This is a genomic window from Pseudomonas sp. efr-133-TYG-103a (genome assembly GCF_030209235.1).
GTDB lineage: Bacteria > Pseudomonadota > Gammaproteobacteria > Pseudomonadales > Pseudomonadaceae > Aquipseudomonas.
In genome coordinates this window covers 189,643-206,518 of record NZ_JARVSK010000006.1, presented here as the reverse complement: position 1 = coordinate 206,518, position 16,876 = coordinate 189,643, and the positions used below count along the sequence as shown (strand labels likewise).

General features: G+C 61.5%; 15 protein-coding genes. 11 read left to right on the top strand and 4 right to left on the bottom strand.

Going from position 1 to position 16,876, the window contains the following annotated elements; all coding sequences use genetic code 11:
- Positions 1-97: 97 nt before the first annotated feature.
- Positions 98-1,570, top strand: a complete 1,473-nt coding sequence (locus QRN36_RS05740) for an inorganic phosphate transporter (RefSeq protein ID WP_285423164.1) — start codon at positions 98-100, stop codon at positions 1,568-1,570.
- An 81-nt stretch (positions 1,571-1,651) separates the two neighbouring features.
- Here QRN36_RS05740 and QRN36_RS05735 read toward each other — a convergent pair whose 3' ends face one another.
- Positions 1,652-3,145: a helicase HerA-like domain-containing protein gene (locus tag QRN36_RS05735; protein ID WP_285423163.1), complete on the bottom strand. Its 1,494-nt coding sequence runs from the start codon at positions 3,143-3,145 to the stop codon at positions 1,652-1,654.
- A gap of 227 nt (positions 3,146-3,372) precedes the next feature.
- Here QRN36_RS05735 and QRN36_RS05730 point away from each other — a divergent pair, with 227 nt between their 5' ends.
- The 3 genes from QRN36_RS05730 to QRN36_RS05720 are packed head-to-tail and all read left to right on the top strand — an operon-like array spanning position 3,373 to position 6,234.
- Positions 3,373-4,470 (top strand): glycosyltransferase family 1 protein, encoded by a 1,098-nt coding sequence (locus QRN36_RS05730; RefSeq protein WP_285423269.1) that lies wholly within the window; start codon positions 3,373-3,375, stop codon positions 4,468-4,470.
- Complete coding sequence (locus QRN36_RS05725; RefSeq protein ID WP_285423162.1) at positions 4,463-5,242, top strand: polysaccharide deacetylase family protein; 780 nt, start codon at positions 4,463-4,465, stop codon at positions 5,240-5,242. Before QRN36_RS05730 ends, QRN36_RS05725 begins: the two co-directional genes overlap by 8 nt.
- Positions 5,239-6,234: a lysylphosphatidylglycerol synthase transmembrane domain-containing protein gene (locus QRN36_RS05720; RefSeq protein WP_093461593.1), complete on the top strand. Its 996-nt coding sequence runs from the start codon at positions 5,239-5,241 to the stop codon at positions 6,232-6,234. The genes QRN36_RS05725 and QRN36_RS05720 overlap by 4 nt, the downstream gene beginning before the upstream one ends.
- Here QRN36_RS05720 and QRN36_RS05715 read toward each other — a convergent pair.
- Positions 6,211-6,399, bottom strand: a complete 189-nt coding sequence (locus tag QRN36_RS05715; protein WP_285423161.1) for a hypothetical protein — start codon at positions 6,397-6,399, stop codon at positions 6,211-6,213. The two genes, QRN36_RS05720 and QRN36_RS05715, sit on opposite strands and share 24 nt — an antisense overlap.
- 170 nt (positions 6,400-6,569) lie before the next feature.
- Complete coding sequence (purU, locus tag QRN36_RS05710; protein ID WP_285423160.1) at positions 6,570-7,421, bottom strand: formyltetrahydrofolate deformylase; 852 nt, start codon at positions 7,419-7,421, stop codon at positions 6,570-6,572.
- 344 nt (positions 7,422-7,765) lie between these two features.
- Between purU and mvaT the strand changes: the two genes are divergently transcribed.
- Complete coding sequence (gene mvaT, locus QRN36_RS05705) at positions 7,766-8,143, top strand: histone-like nucleoid-structuring protein MvaT (protein ID WP_093461602.1); 378 nt, start codon at positions 7,766-7,768, stop codon at positions 8,141-8,143.
- A gap of 87 nt (positions 8,144-8,230) precedes the next feature.
- Here the strand turns inward: mvaT and sbcB are convergent, their stop codons facing one another.
- Positions 8,231-9,676 carry an exodeoxyribonuclease I gene (gene sbcB / locus QRN36_RS05700; protein ID WP_285423159.1) on the bottom strand — a complete coding sequence of 482 codons (1,446 nt, stop codon included), beginning with the start codon at positions 9,674-9,676 and terminating at the stop codon, positions 8,231-8,233.
- A gap of 239 nt (positions 9,677-9,915) precedes the next feature.
- On the opposite strand from sbcB, the gene QRN36_RS05695 reads away from it, so the two are divergent.
- Genes QRN36_RS05695 through QRN36_RS05670 form a run of 6 tightly spaced genes read left to right on the top strand, consistent with a single transcriptional unit; the run spans position 9,916 to position 16,871 of the window.
- The gene (locus tag QRN36_RS05695; RefSeq protein WP_285423158.1) at positions 9,916-10,653 is read left to right on the top strand and encodes an RDD family protein; all 738 of its coding nucleotides are present in this window, start codon (positions 9,916-9,918) and stop codon (positions 10,651-10,653) included.
- A 13-nt stretch (positions 10,654-10,666) separates the two neighbouring features.
- Complete coding sequence (locus QRN36_RS05690; RefSeq protein ID WP_285423157.1) at positions 10,667-11,647, top strand: stage II sporulation protein M; 981 nt, start codon at positions 10,667-10,669, stop codon at positions 11,645-11,647.
- Positions 11,634-13,226 carry a DUF4129 domain-containing protein gene (locus tag QRN36_RS05685; RefSeq protein ID WP_285423156.1) on the top strand — a complete coding sequence of 531 codons (1,593 nt, stop codon included), beginning with the start codon at positions 11,634-11,636 and terminating at the stop codon, positions 13,224-13,226. The genes QRN36_RS05690 and QRN36_RS05685 overlap by 14 nt, the downstream gene beginning before the upstream one ends.
- Positions 13,223-14,443, top strand: coding sequence for a DUF4350 domain-containing protein (locus QRN36_RS05680; RefSeq protein WP_285423155.1), 1,221 nt, complete (start codon positions 13,223-13,225; stop codon positions 14,441-14,443). Before QRN36_RS05685 ends, QRN36_RS05680 begins: the two co-directional genes overlap by 4 nt.
- On the top strand, positions 14,440-15,519 hold the full coding sequence (locus QRN36_RS05675; protein WP_285423154.1) for a MoxR family ATPase: 1,080 nt from the start codon (positions 14,440-14,442) through the stop codon (positions 15,517-15,519). Before QRN36_RS05680 ends, QRN36_RS05675 begins: the two co-directional genes overlap by 4 nt.
- On the top strand, positions 15,516-16,871 hold the full coding sequence (locus QRN36_RS05670; protein WP_285423153.1) for a DUF58 domain-containing protein: 1,356 nt from the start codon (positions 15,516-15,518) through the stop codon (positions 16,869-16,871). Before QRN36_RS05675 ends, QRN36_RS05670 begins: the two co-directional genes overlap by 4 nt.
- Positions 16,872-16,876 lie beyond the last annotated feature (5 nt).

Below are 16,876 nucleotides of genomic sequence, written 5' to 3'. Positions count from 1 at the left end.
TTTCGTTGCAGCGTGCTACCAGTTGGCAGCTTGCCTATCGATTAGTTTTTTTTCTGTCATAATCCCGCCCCCTTAATACCGGGTCAGAAAACCTTCCATGATCGATTTATTCAGCGGACTGGATGCTTGGGTGATTGTGAGCCTGTTGCTCGCCCTGGCTTTTGTCCTCACCTTCGAGTTCATCAACGGCTTTCATGACACCGCCAACGCGGTGGCGACAGTCATTTATACCAAGGCCATGCCGCCGCATCTGGCCGTGTTCTTCTCGGGGTTCTTCAACTTTCTCGGGGTATTGCTCGGCGGCGTCGGCGTGGCTTATGCCATCGTCCATCTGCTGCCGGTCGAGCTTCTGATCAACGTCAATACCGGTCACGGGCTGGCGATGGTGTTCTCGCTGCTGGCGGCGGCGATCACCTGGAATCTGGGCACCTGGTATTTCGGCATTCCCGCATCGAGCTCGCACACGCTGATCGGCTCGATCCTCGGCGTGGGCCTGGCCAACGCGCTGATCAACCACATCCCACTGGGCGAAGGCGTGAACTGGCAGAAGGCGATCGACATCGGCGCCTCGCTGGTTTTCTCGCCGCTGGCGGGGTTCATCATCGCGGGTCTGGTGCTGATCGGCCTGAAAGCCTGGCGTCCCTTGTCGAAAATGCACAAGACGCCCGAGCAACGCCGCAAGCTCGACGACAAGAAGCATCCTCCGTTCTGGAACCGCCTCGTCCTGGTGATCTCCGCGATGGCGGTGAGCTTCGTACACGGCTCCAACGATGGCCAAAAAGGCATCGGCCTGATCATGCTGGTGCTCATCGGCATCGTGCCGGCCCAGTTCGTACTGGACCTGAGCACCACCACTTACCAGATCGAACGTACCCGCGACGCGACTTTGCACCTGAGTCAGTTCTATCAGCGCAACAATGCAACGCTGGGTGAATACCTCGCACTGGGCAAGGCGACGACAGGCGACCTGCCTGAGCGTTTCAGCTGCAACCCGGAGCAGACCGAGCCCACCATCGATGCGCTGCTGAACAATCTCAAAGGCGTCACCGACTACCACAGCCTGGCGCCTGAACATCGCATCGAAGTTCGCCGTTATCTGCTGTGCCTGGATGACACCGCGCGCAAAGTCGGCAAGCTGCCGGCGCTCGATGCCCGCGAGAAATCCGATCTGGAGAAGCTGCGTAAAGACCTGACCGCCACGACCGAATACGCGCCGTTCTGGGTGATTCTGGCCGTCGCGCTGGCGCTTGGCATCGGCACCATGGTGGGCTGGAAGCGCGTCGTGCTGACCATCGGCGAGAAGATCGGCAAGCAGGGCATGACCTACGCGCAGGGCATGTCCGCGCAGATCACTACCGCCAGCGCCATTGCCCTGGCCAACGTGTTCAGCCTGCCGGTTTCGACCACACACATCCTGTCGTCCGGCGTCGCCGGGACCATGGTCGCGAACAAGAGCGGCCTGCAAGGTGGCACCGTGCGCAACATCCTGCTGGCGTGGGTTCTGACATTGCCGGCCACCGTGCTGCTGTCTGCCGGCCTGTTCTGGCTGGCGTCCAAAGCATTGGCCTGACCCGACCGATGTGAAAATGCCCATTCATTGAATGGGCATTTTTTTGTCCGGACGTTGCTTGAACATCTCCGGCAGGAGCCGTCACCGCCGCTTCTTGCCCCCACCCAGCAATGACCCCATCAACCCACGCACCAGCTCTCGGCCGATCTGATTGGCGGCCTGACGCACCGCGCTTTTCATCGCCTGCCCAGCCAGTCCTCCCAAAAAACCGCCTGCCAGGTCGGCGAAACCGCCTTCGGGCTTGGCTTCCGCAGGCGCAGTTGAAGCAGTGTCTTTTCCGGTCTCGCCTTTGCGCGCCAGCAGCATTTCGTACGCCGACTCCCGGTCGATGGGCTTGTCGTAGCGGCCAGACAGTGCCGACTGGCCGATCAACTCCGCGCGCTCCGATTCGCTCAGAGGTCCGATCCGCGATTGTGGGGGCGCGACCAGAACCCGCTGCACCATAGCGGGCGTGCCCTTTTCCTGAAGAGTGCCGACCAACGCTTCGCCGATGCCCAGTTCGGTCAGCACGGCCAGCGCATCGAAATCCGGATTGGGACGAAACCCCTCGGCCACGGCGCGCAGCGATTTCTGCTCTTTGCTGGTGAACGCGCGCAAGCCGTGCTGAATCCGCAGGCCAAGTTGCGCCAGAATGTTGTCCGGCAGATCCCCCGGCGACTGAGTCACGAAGTAGACGCCAACGCCCTTGGAGCGGATCAGCCGCACCACTTGCTCCAGCCGATCCTGCAAGGCCTTCGGCGTGTCGGCGAAGAGCAGATGTGCCTCATCGAAAAACAGCGCCAGCAGCGGTTTATCGGCATCGCCCCGCTCCGGCAACTGCTCGAACAGCTCGGCCAGCAACCACAGCAAGAAGGTCGCATAGACCTTCGGTGCCTCGTGCACCAGGCGGCTGGCATCAAGCAGGTGGATGCGCCCGCGACCATCGCTGGCTGGCTGCAAAATGTCTTCCAGCTGCAACGCGGGTTCACCGAACAATGCTTCGGCGCCCTGTTGCTCAAGTACCGCAAGACGCCGCAACAGGGCCTGACTGGAACCGGTGGTCATCAGCGCGCTGTCTTCGCCCAGCACCTCGGGGTTGTCTCGAAGATGATTGAGCAGGGCTTTGAGGTCCTTGATATCCAGCAGCAGCAGACCTTCGCGATCCGCCACTTTGAACGCCGCATATAACGCCGATTGCTGACTGTCGGTCAGCTCCAGCAGGCTGCCCAGCAGCAACGGTCCCATTTCCGACAATGTAGTGCGCAAAGGATGACCGGACTGGCCGTGTACATCCCACAATGTCACGGGATATCCCTGCGGTTTGTGGTTCAGCCACGGCATACCGGCGATGCGTTCGGCGATCTTGCCCTGGGGATTGCCAGCCGCCCCCAGGCCGCAAAGGTCGCCTTTGATGTCGGCGGCGAACACCGCAACGCCGGCATCGCTGAAAACCTCTGCCAGGCGTTGCAATGTCACGGTTTTGCCGGTCCCGGTCGCCCCGGCCACCAACCCGTGACGGTTGGCCAGCCGCAACGCCTGGCCCACCGGTTCGCCGCTCAGATCAGCGCCAATCAGAATCTGTTGAGAATCAGCCATGTCTTTACCCACAAGTCGCGATTGATTGTCCCGAGAGCATCGAAGCCGCGTCCTGCATCGGCGGCAACCCACGGTGCCGGTCAGGCTGGCTTTTTCACTTTAGCCCACGTGGCGCAATTCCCCTTGGCGGCGCTTATGGCGGCGGATATGTAACCGAACATCTATTCTCGGGAGGGGTCAACCAATGACGACAGTCCGGACGGAGGCATACCGTGCACATCGCTGACATGACCATGTTCTACGCCCCTGCCAGCGGTGGCGTGCGCACCTATCTGGACGCCAAGCATCGGCGTCTGGCGCTCTATCCCGGGGTTCGGCACAGTCTTCTGGTGCCAGGTCCGGACAGCAGTCATGAAGACGGTGTCTATCGGGTTCCGGCGCCGCCTGTGCCTTTCGGCAACGGCTATCGCTTTCCGCTGCGTCTGGCGCCTTGGCGAAACACGTTGAACAACCTGCAACCGGACCTGATCGAGGTCGGCGATCCCTACCTGACGGCATGGGCAGCGCTCGATGCGCGTCGTCAACTGGATGTCCCGGTGATCGGCTTCTATCACTCGGATCTGCCGCTGCTGGTGAGCAACCGGATAGGCACCTGGCTGGGCGCCAACGTGGAGGCCTATGTCAGCAAGCTGTACGGCAATTTCGACCGGGTTTTGGCGCCCAGCACAGCGATGGCCGAAAAGCTGATCCGGCTTGGCGTCAAGCATGTCCATGTGCAGCCGCTGGGGGTCGACCTGCAGACGTTCGAACCAGGCTGCCGCGATCCGGGCCTCAAAGCCGAACTGGGACTGAGCCCGGATACTCGCTTGCTGATTTTCGGCGGTCGCGGCTCGAAGGAGAAAAACCTGCCGGTACTGCTCGATTGCATGAAGGCACTTGGCAAAGGCTATCACCTGCTGCTGGTCGGCTCGCACATGCCGACCGCCGTGGCGGACAACGTTTCCGTCATCGATCACTTCCGCCCTGCCGGGGAGGTTTCACGGTTACTGGCCAGCGCCGATGCGCTGGTGCATGCCGGTGATCAGGAGACATTCGGGCTGATCGTTCTTGAAGCGATGGCATGCGGGATTCCCGTGGTGGCCGTCGATGCCGGGGCGTTTCGCGAAATCATTCCCGAGCGCTGCGGCCTGCTGTGCAAACCCAATGACGCGCAGGACATGGCTGCGACTGTTCGGCAGCTGTTCAGCGAAGACGTCGAAGTCCGTGGAAACGCTGCGCGCCGGCACGTCGAGCAACATTACGCATGGGATGCCGTCGTCGCCGGACTGCTGGGCCATTATGAAGCGGTGCTCGGTGTCAGCACCCCGGTGTACGCCCATGGCTGACCACTACGTTCGCCAACCTCGCAGCGTCATGCTGGTGCTGCACGACGTCGCGCCGCAGACCTGGGAAGATTATCGCCCCTTTGTCGAAGCGGTCGATGCGCTGGGCGATATCCCGATCACGTGGCTGGTCGTGCCGGACTTTCACAAACACGATCGTGTCGATGCCGCACCCGCGTTCCAGCGCCTGATGCACTCGCGCCTGGCGCGTGGGGATGAACTGGTGCTGCATGGCTACTTCCATTGCGACGACAGCCCCGCGCCGCGTACCCCGCAGGCCTTTTTCATGCGCCGGATCTACACCTGGGAAGGCGAGTTTTACACCCTCGACCAACGTCAGGCCCTACAACGCCTCGAAGCCGGAATCGAGGTCTTTCGACATAACGACTGGCCGCTTCACGGCTTCGTCGCCCCTGCATGGCTGATGAGTGAGGGCACCCGCCAGGCGCTTCGCCAATTGCCGCTGGACTACACAAGTGATGCCCAACACTTGTATCGTTTGCCTGACTTTCACGCGATAGACGCACCGGGTATCGTCTGGAGCGCCCGCAGCGCCGTACGTCGCGGGCTGTCGAAAATCATCAGCGACCATCGAGAGGCTCATTTGCACAACGCTGCCACCATTCGCCTGGGTTTGCACCCGGTCGACATGCGCCACGAATTTTCCCGCCGCTATTGGCTGCAGACGCTGACACGCTTGCTGGAAAACGGCCGCGAACCGGTAACCAAATTCACTTGGTTACAGCATCAGCCATTGATCAGGTCCGCAGCGTGAAGCGACTTGGCTGGCTGGCGGCAGGCCTGATCCTCGCCCTCCTCATTCCCCTGTTCATGGGCGGCACGGACATGTTCCACCGCTTGCGCAACTTCCCGGTCATGCTGTTGATGGGCATGTTCGCGATGGTGTTGGTCGGCTGGTGCATGAACACGATGCGCCTGCGCCTGCTGCTGGGTGACAGCGCCAAAGGGCTCGGCATGCGCAGAAGCCTGGGGGTGGTCATGGCCACTGAATTCGCCTATTGCGCGACGCCCGGCGGCAGCGGCGCGCCTTTGACGCTGGTTGCCTTGCTGTCGCGCAGCGGTATCGGGCCGGCGAAAAGCACGGCGGCGTTCGCGACGGATCAACTCAATGATCTGGTGTTTTTCCTGCTCGCGCTGATCGGCATTCTGATCTACGCGGTGTTTCACAAACTCAGTGAAAATCTGGAATGGATGCTGATTGCCAGCGCACTGCTGATCGGCGCCGGGTTATGCGCCTGCGCCGGGTTCGCGCGGTATCACCGACGAATCATTCTGTTCAACGGCAGGCTGCTCAAACGCCTGAAGCGCAAGAACACTACCCGCATTCGCTGGGCTCGCAAGCTGCTGCACTTTCGCGACGCGCTGGCCGATACCTGGAAAATGCCGCACCGGATTCTGTTCCAGGTCTTCGTGCTGACGTGCATTCACTGGAGCCTGCGCTACAGCGTGATGTACCTGGCGCTGCAAGGTCTGGGCGTGGATATCCAGTGGGCCTGGACGTTCCTGGTGCAGATGCTGTCGCTGAGCGCCGGGCAATTCAGCCTGTCGCCAGGCGGTGCAGGCGCTGCGGAACTGACATCGGCCGCCTTGCTGGCGCCGATGGTGGGCAAATCGACTGCGGCGGCGGCGATCCTGATCTGGCGGATCGTCACCTACTACTTCTATCTCGTGGCGGGCGGTCCGGTGTTTCTGTTGATGGTCGGACGTCCGTTGCTGTTGAAGCTACTGCGGGTCCGAGCCGCCTGAGCCGTCGTCTTTCTCGTTGGCTTTCAGTTGTTCCCACAGCTGCGCAGCGCCCTCGAATTCCGTGCCGTCGTCCGGCGAAAGGGCGTCGACATCGTAGCGACTCAGGCAGCCCTCCCCCAGCGTCGGCGGCGCTTTGGACGTGGCTTTATCGAGCGGGTCGGTCATGGCGGTTGCCTCTGTGAGGAATGAAAGCGGCAGTCAGGGATGTGCCGTACGGCACCCCTGAATCATGTAAACGAACCATGCAAACGCGGCCTCGCAAACTGAACGGTATGCCCGCCTGACGCCCGGCGCGGGCAGGCATCCCCTGCCCCGCCGAGTCGGGTCGAGCCCGATCAGTCAAACACGACCGTCTTGTTGTCGTGCACCAGTACGCGATCCTCAAGGTGCGCGCGCAGACCCCGGGCCAGCACCATCTTCTCGACATCGCGGCCGAAGCGCACCATGTTCTCGATGCTGTCACGATGACTCACGCGAACCACGTCCTGCTCGATGATCGGCCCTGCGTCCAACTCTTCGGTGACGTAGTGACAGGTCGCGCCGATCAGCTTCACGCCCCGCAGTGACGCCTGATGGTAGGGCTTGGCGCCGACGAACGATGGCAGAAAGCTGTGGTGAATGTTGATCACCTGATGGGCGTATTCACGGCACAACTGCGGCGGCAGGATCTGCATGTAACGCGCGAGCACCACGACATCGGCGTCGTGCTGCTTGACCAGCCGCGACACCTCGGCGAACGCCGGCTCCTTGTCTTTCGGGTCGACCGGGACGTGGTAATAAGGAATGTCGTGCCACTCGACCATGCTGCGCAGGTCCTGGTGGTTAGAAATGACGCAGGCGATCTCGCAGTCGAGTTCATCGCTGTGCCAGCGATGCAGCAGGTCCGCCAGACAGTGGGACTCGCGGCTTGCCATCAGCACCACGCGCTTCTTCTGATCCGAATCAGTGATGCGCCAGTCCATCGAGAATTCTTCTGCAATCGGCGTGAATGCCTGACGGAAGCCTTCCAGGTCAAACGGCAAGGTATCGGCACGGATTTCGTGACGCATGAAGAACCAGCCGCTTAGGTTGTCAGAGTGATGACTCGCTTCGGTAATCCAGCCGTTGTACGACGCCAGAAAGTTACTGACTTTGGCAACGATACCAACACGGTCCGGGCAAGCAATCACCAGACGAAAAGTGCGCATGAGGGGAAACTCCAGAACTTCGCAAAGGCCGCTATTCTAGCGATTACCTGAGGACTGTGCAGTATTCCGGTGCACCTGATTGATGAGGACACAAAACCACGTCCGATCGGCGGTAATGGACGGCCGGCCCGGCATTTCCGGGCGCCGGGATTTCGGCGCCAGACGCTGGCACTAAATAAGCGATATTTTTTTGTCCGACAGCGCCCATTTGTTTCTAAGACGCGCAGCGCATGTCACTATTTCAACAATCGACCGATAAAACTTTTCTTAAATGTTTACTTGCGCAAACGCTATGACTATTATTGCGTCATTGCACCCTGCCCATCACAACATAGGTAGTCCTCATGTCTCTGATCAACGAATACCGCGCCACAGAAGAAGCCATCAAAGAACTGCAAGCCCGTCTGCAGAACCTGCAACAAGACGACAAACTGCAAAAGGAACTTGAGTTCGAAGGCAAACTGCGCACCTTGATGGGTGAATATCAAAAATCCCTGCGTGACATCATCGCGCTGCTGGATCCGGATTCCAAACTGAAAGCACCGCGCGGCGCCGCCGTCAAAACTACCGGCACCAAGCGCGCGCGCAAGGTCAAGCAATACAAGAACCCGCACAACGGTGAAATCATCGAAACCAAAGGCGGCAACCACAAAACTCTGAAAGAGTGGAAAGCCAAGTGGGGCGGTGACGAGGTTGAAGGCTGGGCAACTCTGCTGGGCTAATAGCCTGCGTGATGTGACAGCAGTTGTGCAGTGATGTACGACGTAAAAAAACGCCAGCACTCGCTGGCGTTTTTTATTGCCTGGGGTTCACCTTCCGCCTGTCTGCAGGCCCAGCCGTTGCTGCAACTGCAGCGAGTATTCCTGCCACTGGGCGAGCACCTTCAACTGCTCTGGCGTCGCCTTCATGGACAGCTCGATCAACGCCCGGGAAAAGGCTTTCAATGTATTGGGGGCCCCGGCGACGGGATCAGTCAGGCGCCACTGGCAGAAATTCAACCAGCGTTGCTGCTCGGCGACATTCAGTGTCTCGGCAAAGTTACGGGCGCGATAGCGGAACAGTAATTCGGGAAGACGTGGGTCATCGAATGGCCACGGGTCAGTGCCCAGTTGCTGCGGTTCGACAGTGCGCACCTGCTCACAAAGGCGCCGGTCGCGGTCGTTAATAAAACCATCATATAACTGCTGTTCGGGGTCTTCGCTGACAGCAAAATCGTCGCTGGCATAAACGCTTTTCAACTTTTCCAGCCAGACGGCCTGACCTTCATTCAAGCGCGCGACGCGCTCTTTGTAGGCCGGCATATCCAATTGCAGGCGTTGACGGTCTTCCTCGCGCAGCACGCTCAATGGCGCGACCACGGGGCATTTATTTATATGCAGTAACTTGAGCGGGACCGCTAATTGCCCCTGCGCCAGATCTTCGCGGCGTGTATATAAACGCTGACGCAAGGTGTCGCCATCTTCGTCGAGCAATGGACTGTGGTCATGAAACAGATCGCAAACAATTAGCGCATTGCGATTGACCGGATGCCAGGCCAGCGGCAGCACCACGCTCAAATAACTTCGCGCGGCGGAGAACCGTCCTGATATATGCACCAGCGGCTGCAGCAAGCGGATCTGTTCCTGCACCTTGTGCTTGCTGCGTAACTGAAACAGATAGTCATAAAGCTTGGGTTGTTTTTCTCGAATCAGACGCGCCAGCGCAATCGTCGCCCGCACGTCCGAAAGCGCATCGTGAGCGTGACCGTGGTCGATGCCGTTGGCCGCGGTCAGACGCTCGAGTTTGAGCGTGACCCTGCCCTCCTCTTCCGGCCAGACAATGCCTTCCGGGCGCAGCGCATAGGCCGTGCGCGCTACATCGATCAGGTCCCAGCGGCTGTTGCCGCCCTGCCATTCGCGCGCATAGGGATCGAAGAAATTGCGGTAAAGACTGTAACGCGTCATTTCATCGTCGAAGCGCAAGGTGTTGTAACCGGCGCCACAGGTACCCGGCAGCGACAGCTCGGCATGAATCCGCGTCATGAAATCAGCTTCGCAAAGCCCTTTTTCGGCCAGACGCTGCGGGGTAATCCCGGTGACCAGACACGCGGCGGGATGCGGCAGGATGTCGTCGCTGGGCTGGCAATAAAGGTTGACCGGCTCGCCGATCTCGTTGAGCTGGTCATCCGTGCGAATGCCCGCCACTTGCAACGGACGGTCGTTGCGCGGATTGATCCCGGTGGTTTCGTAGTCGTACCAGAAGATGCTGGAAGTCACGGGCTGATCCTGAACAAAAGACCGACGAAGTCTACCAGATGGGTTCTACGCCGATCCGCGCAACATGGAAGGGACACGGTTCAAAGGCGCAGTCGAGGTGCAGGACGGCGAGCCCGCCGGCCGGCCGGACAGCTACGAAATGTCAGCGCCTGATCGCGCGCAGCACTTTGTAACGCAGGTTGCTTACCGGTCGTGGCGTGGCTAGCATCAGACTTTAATTTCTGGCGTACCTCCTCCGAATGTCCTCCTCGCAAGCCTGGCCAAGGATCGCTGCACAGCCTGCTCCGCTGGACACCCGTATTCGCATGGAAACGCCTGAGGGCATTGACCTGCTTCTGCGCCCGGCCGGTCTGCTGTCTCGCTCGCTGGCATTCGCCATCGACCTGATCATTCGAGGCGTGCTGCTGACCGGTCTGTTCTTCCTGCTCGGGACGCTCGGCGACTTCGGCACCGGGCTGTTCGTGCTTTCGCTGTTCCTGATCAACTGGTGGTACATGGTGCTGTTCGAGGTGTTGCATCAGGGGCGCACGCCGGGCAAGCAGGTCATGGGGCTGCGGGTCATTCACGACGACGGCACGCCCGTCGGCTGGTCTGCGTCACTGCTGCGCAACCTGCTGCGCTTCGTGGACATGCTGCCCTTTGGCTACACCGTGGGCGCGTTCAGTTGCCTGCAGCATCCGCTGTTCAAACGGCTGGGCGACATTGCCGCCGGTACGCTGGTGATCTACCGCGATACGCTGCCGCCAAGGCCCGTGTTGCCGGATGCCGCGCCTCTGGTGGCACCGGTCGCCCTGACGCTGGATGAACAACGCGCATTGCTCGCCTTCGCCGAACGTCAGGGCCAGCTCGTCACGGCGCGCGCCCATGAGCTGGCGGCCATTGTCGTCGAGCCCCTGCAAATCCCGTCGCAGGCGGATCCGCAACAGTCCGTGGACCGGCTCAACGGTATCGCTCGCGGGCTGGCGGGCACGCCATGATGCGGGGGGCGAGATGAAACAGAGCCAGTTCGAACGACGGCATCAGGACGAATGGCAGCGCTTCGGTGCTCGGCTGGACGTGCTGGAACGCAGCCGCGGCAGGAGCGAATCCGGCGACGATTTCACCCGTGATTACCGGCAGATCTGCCAGCATCTGGCCCTCGCGCAGGCGCGGGGTTACAGCAGCCATCTGGTCGATCCGCTGCAACAACTGGCGATGCGCGGGCATCAACAGCTCTATCGCCATCGCAGCCAGTTTGCCGCACAACTGCTGAGCTTCGTGCTCGCCGATTTTCCCCGCGCGGTGCGTGCAGAATGGCGTTGGGTCGCACTGGCCGCGCTGCTGTTTTTCGGCAGTCTGATCGTCATGGGAGGGTTGGTGTACGGCTACCCGGATCTGATCTACAGCGTGGTCAGCCCCGCTCAGGTGGATGAATTGGAAGCCATGTACGATCCCGCCGCGCGGCGCATCGGCCAGGCCGTCGAACGGGCGTCGAGCACTGACTGGCTGATGTTCGGCTATTACATCATGCACAACATCGGCATTGCGTTTCAGACCTTCGCCAGCGGCCTGCTGTTTGGCGTCGGCAGCCTGTTTTTCCTCTTCTTCAACGGCTTGATGATCGGAGCGGTGGCGGGCCATCTGACTGATGTGGGTTTTGGCGAAACCTTCTGGCCGTTCGTGATCGGCCACGGCGCGTTCGAGCTGACCGGCATCGCGCTGGCGGGCGCCGCCGGACTGAAACTCGGCTGGGCGTTACTCGCCCCGGGCGCTCTGCGACGGGATGAAGCGCTGCGCCTGGCTGCCCGCACCAGCGTGCGACTGATTGGCGGCGTGATGCTATTTCTGCTGATCGCCGCGTTTATCGAGGCGTACTGGTCGTCGATGACCTGGCCGCAACCGACCACCAAGTATCTGGTCGGCGCGGCGCTCTGGGCGTCGGTCGCCGCTTACCTGCTGTTCGCTGGACGCTCGTCCCATGCGCCTGACTGAAGCCAGCGTCGAACTGCGTCCGCGCAACCCTTGGGAGGCTGTCGATCTGGGCGTGCTCCTTGCGCGCAGACATCGCCGCTTGCTGATGAGCAGTTGGGCGATCGTCACGCTGCCGGTGTTCACGCTGCTGAGCCTGCTTCTTTGGGATTATCCGTCGCTGGCGATCCTGCTGTTCTGGTGGCTCAAACCCGCTTTCGAACGACTGCCCTTGTTGATCCTTTCCCAGGCACTGTTCGGCGCCACGCCAACGCTCAAGCAGGCATTGAAGGCCTGGATTGCGGCGCTCAAACCACAATTGATTGCCAGCCTCACGCTGCGTCGGCTGAGCCTGAGCCGCAGCTTCATCCTGCCAGTTCAGCAGTTGGAGGGACTGGACGGTTCCGCTCGCGCTCAGCGCATCGCGTTGCTGGGGCAGAAGGATTTGCGCGCGGCCCGGCTGCTGACATCCATGGGCGGCTCGCTGGAATTGTGTCTGTGGCTGGGGCTGATGCTGCTGTTCTACGCCATGATCCCGCCACAGATCGAAATCGACTGGTCGTGGCGCAGCCTGCTGGACGTCGAGGGCGACTGGAACTGGCTTGAGCATCTGACCAACGGGTTCTACGCCATTGTGCTGGTGCTGTGGGGACCGATTTACGTGTCGTGCGGATTTGCGTTGTATCTCAATCGACGCACCACGCTGGAGGCCTGGGACATCGAACTGGCGTTTCGCAGGCTTCGCCAGCGCGTCATGGGCAGCGCTTATGCGTTGCTGCTCGGCGCGTTGGTTGCCTTGAGTTTTTCGCCCACGGTGGTCATGGCTGACGATGCCCCGCAGGAGCAGGCCTACAGTTGCCCGCTGCCGCCGCTGGATTCCCCCGAACTGGACGAACAGGCCGCAGCGCCGGGAACGCCGCGTCTGCTCAATCAGCCATTGACCAGCCAGGCGTCACAGACCGCCATCAAATCCGTGCTGGGAAACCCGCCGTTCAAGAACCCCAAGCCGGTTTCCGGCTGGCGCCTGGCCGAGCACAAGAAAGCAGGCAAGGCCGGCGACGCACCCGACTGGCTGGCGAAGTGGGTGGTCGGGCTGTTGAATGTCGGCAAGACCCTTTCAACGGTGTTCGAGGTGGCGCTGTGGACGCTGCTTGCGCTGGGGGTGACGTGGGTGATCTGGCGCTATCGCGCCTGGTTCAGCACGTATGTCGGGCGTTCTCAGCAAAAAACGCGGGTACCGCGCAAGGCGCCTGAACAGTTGTTCGGCCTGCAGGTCAGCGCCGAGAGTCTGCCGGCCGACATCGCCGGCACCGCCGAACGCCTGTGGCAGCAATCGCCCCGCGAGGCCTTGAGCCTGCTCTATCGCGCGTTGCTCAGCCGTCTGCTGACGGACTATCAGTTGCCGCTCAGGCACGCCGATACCGAAGGTCAGGTGCTCGCCCGCATCGCCGAACTCAAACAGCCGTCACTGGATGCGTTCAGCCATGAATTGACACAGCATTGGCAGAACCTCGCTTACGGTCATCAGCTGCCGCCCCTGACGGCCAGGCAAAACCTCTGCGATCGCTGGCGGCAATTGTTCGCAGCGCAAGGCGCGACATGAGCCGGCGCAACACGTGGATTCTGGTCAGTGTATTGGCGCTGCTCGGCCTGAGCATCGCCAGCCTGCCGCTGCTCAAGCGCGTCGAACACTATGAGGAAGTGGTCGATCAGGGGCCTTCGCCGGATGTCCGGGCCAATCCCTACCTTGCAGCCCAGACTTATTTGCGTGGGCAGCATGTGCCGGTGAACGTCGCCGAGACGCTCAACAGCCTGCCAGACACCGCCCAGCAGGCACAGACTCTGATGCTGCTCGACACGCGAGAAAACATGACGCCGGGCGAGGTCAGGCGTTTGCTGGCGTGGGCGCGCGCCGGTGGTCGTCTGTTGTTCGTCGCCGAGCAATTGTGGGATGAAGAAAAAGGACGCAGCGGCGATCTGCTGCTGGATCAATTGCAGATTCGCCAGTTCCTCACGCGCGATGTGCGTGAACAGGACCGGCGACGCGAGCGCGAGTTGATCAAACCGGTCATTCCCCTGAGCGCACCTGAGGTTCAGACACCGAAAACGCCCTGGCCCGAGCTGACGCGACTCTATGTCGAAAACGAAAGCGACCCGGCCTACATGAGTTTCGACCCGGCCTTTCATCTCGACGACCCGCAGGATCACGCCCGATCCTGGGCCAACAGCGCCGACGCCACGCACCTCTTGCAACTGATCTACGGTAAAGGGCTGATTACCATCGTCACCGATGCCGACCTGTGGAAAACCCGCGCGATCGCCAAGTACGATAACGCGTGGCTGCTGTGGTATCTGAGTCAGGACAGCGAGGTGACGATGTTGCTTCGTACCGAACACGATGATCTGTTCGGCCTGTTGTGGAAGTTTTTCCCACAGGCCCTGTTGGCGCTGGGGCTCTGTCTGGTCGCCACGCTATGGCACGCGGGCATGCGTCACGGGCCGATGCTGCCCCTTGCTCCTCGCGCACGTCGTCAGTTGAGTGAACATTTGCGTGCAAGCGCCGACTTCATGCTGCGGCGCCGGGGCCAGCATGCCCTGCTGCGTGCGCTTCAGCAGGATATCCTGCGCCGCGCGCGCCAGTTACACCCCGGATTCGAAACGCTGCCTGTGACCGAGCAATGGCAAACCCTGGCACGCATGACGCGCCAACCCACCAGCAACGTCGGCCAGGCCCTGCGGCCCCGCCCCGAAGAACGCCTGTCCAACAGCGACTTCACCCGTCAGGTTGCGTACCTGCAGACACTCAGGAATGCCTTATGAGCGAACATCCGACCGAACCGTCGAGTTCCGTATTAAACGGAGCGAGCGAGACTGACCCCGCGGCACTGGAACCTAAAGACAGTGAGGCTGGCGCGGCGCCGTCGAGCAATCCCGCCCAGCAGCGCCAGCGTGCGATCCATCTGGCGCAGGCTGTGCGTCACGAGTTACAGAAAGCCGTCATCGGCCAGAATGCTGTCATCGACGATGTCTTGACCGCGCTGATCGGCGGCGGGCATGTCTTGCTCGAGGGCGTGCCGGGGCTAGGCAAAACGCTCCTCGTGCGCGCCCTCGCCCGATGCTTCGGGGGCGACTTCGCGCGCATCCAGTTCACGCCCGATCTGATGCCGAGCGATGTGACCGGCCACGCTGTTTACGACATGCAGAGCGAGCAATTCAAGCTGCGCAAAGGCCCGCTTTTCACCCATCTTCTGCTCGCCGACGAGATCAACCGCGCGCCGGCGAAAACCCAGGCGGCGCTGCTGGAGGCCATGCAGGAACGTCAGGTCACTCTGGAGGGCCGCGCCCTGCCGGTGCCCCAGCCCTTCATGGTGCTCGCGACGCAGAACCCGATCGAACAGGAAGGCACGTACCCATTGCCGGAAGCCGAGTTGGACCGATTCATGCTCAAGCTGCGCATGGACTATCCGCAGGCTGAACAGGAGCTGGAGATGGTCCGTCAGGTCACCCGCTCCACGCGCTCGGACATGCTCGATGTGCAACCGCTGCGCACGCTCATGCAGGCCAGGGACGTCATCGCGTTGCAGCGCATTGCCAGCGAACTGCCGGTGGATGAACAGGTGCTCGATTACGCCGTGCGACTGGCGCGTGCGACCCGCACCTGGCCGGGACTGAGCCTGGGCGCAGGTCCGCGCGCATCGATCGCGCTGGTGCGTGGCGCGCGCGCCCGTGCATTGCTGCGCGGTGGCGAGTTCGCCATTCCGGACGACATCAAGGGCTGCGCTTTGGCGGTTTTGCGTCATCGCGTCAGGCTGTCGCCCGAACTGGACATCGAAGGGCTGTCTGTCGATCAGGTGCTTAAACAACTGCTCGATCAGGTCCCGGCGCCTCGCCAATGAAGCAACTGCTCAAGCCCTCGACGCGACTGCTCAAGTGGCTGGCGATTCTGGCCGGCATCGCCGTCTTGCTGGGCATCAGCCAGGCGCTCGGGCGCGGGATCGCGGCCAGACTGGAGGGTCTGTTCTGGTCGTTGCTGTGGGTGATGGGCGGCCTGGCCTTACTCGATGCGTTCTGGGTCTGGCGCACGCCGTCGCCACAGGTTCAGCGGCGATTGCCCGGCAGTCTGGCGCTGGGCCGCTGGAGCGATGTGCACATTGAACTGCTACACGACTCGCGCCGCTCGGTTGCGTTGAGCCTGTTCGATCACGGCCCGCAAGGCCCGGGCAATCGCTTCGAGGTCGAAAATCTGCCGCAGGACATCGTGCTGCGTCCGCAACGCAAAGCCGATTTGAGTTATCGGCTGAGGCCGACCAGCCGCGGCGCGTTCCTCTTCGAACGCATCGAAATCCAGCTGCGCAGCCCCTTGCGGCTGTGGCTGTCGCGACGCTATCTGGCGAGCGCGGACACGGCGCGGGTCTATCCGGACTTCGCCCGTTTGCACAACGGCCAATTGCTGGCGGTGGACAACTGGCTGAGCCAGATCGGCATACGACAGCGACAGCGCCGAGGACTGGGGCTGGAATTCAATCAGTTGCGCGAGTTTCGTGAGGGCGACAGCCTGCGCCAGATCGACTGGAAAGCCACCGCGCGGCAGCGCACGCCGATCGCCAGGGAATACCAGGACGAGCGCGATCAGCAGATTGTCTTCATGCTCGATTGCGGCCGACGCATGCGCAGCCAGGATGGCGATCTCACCCACTTCGACCACGCACTCAACGCCTGCCTGCTGCTCAGTCACGTGGCACTGCGCCAGGGCGATGCGGTGGGTATTTCCACGTTTGCCGCCGATGAGGATCGCCACCTGTCACCGGGCAAAGGTGCGCGGCACTTGAGCGTGCTCCTGAATCAGGTCTATGACTTGAACAGCACCCAGCGCCCGGCCGATTACAGTCTGGCGATCCGCCAGTTGCTGGCCCGACAGAAACGCCGTGCGTTGGTGGTGCTGGTCACTAACCTTCGTGATGAGGACGACGAACAGCTCATTGAGTCGGTAAACCAGCTGTGCAGGCATCATCGGGTTCTGGTTGCCAGCCTGCGCGAAGAAGTGCTCGATCAACTTCGTCACACGCCGGTACACACCTGGCAACAGGCGCTTGATTACTGCGGCACGGTGGAATTCTCCAATGCGCGGGCCAGCCTGCATGAGCGCCTGAGCGCCCACGGCATTCCGGTGCTGGACGTGCGCCCCGCAGAGCTGGGGCCGCAATTGGTGAGTCGCTATCTGAGCTGGAAGAAAGCCGGCACCTTATGAAGGTG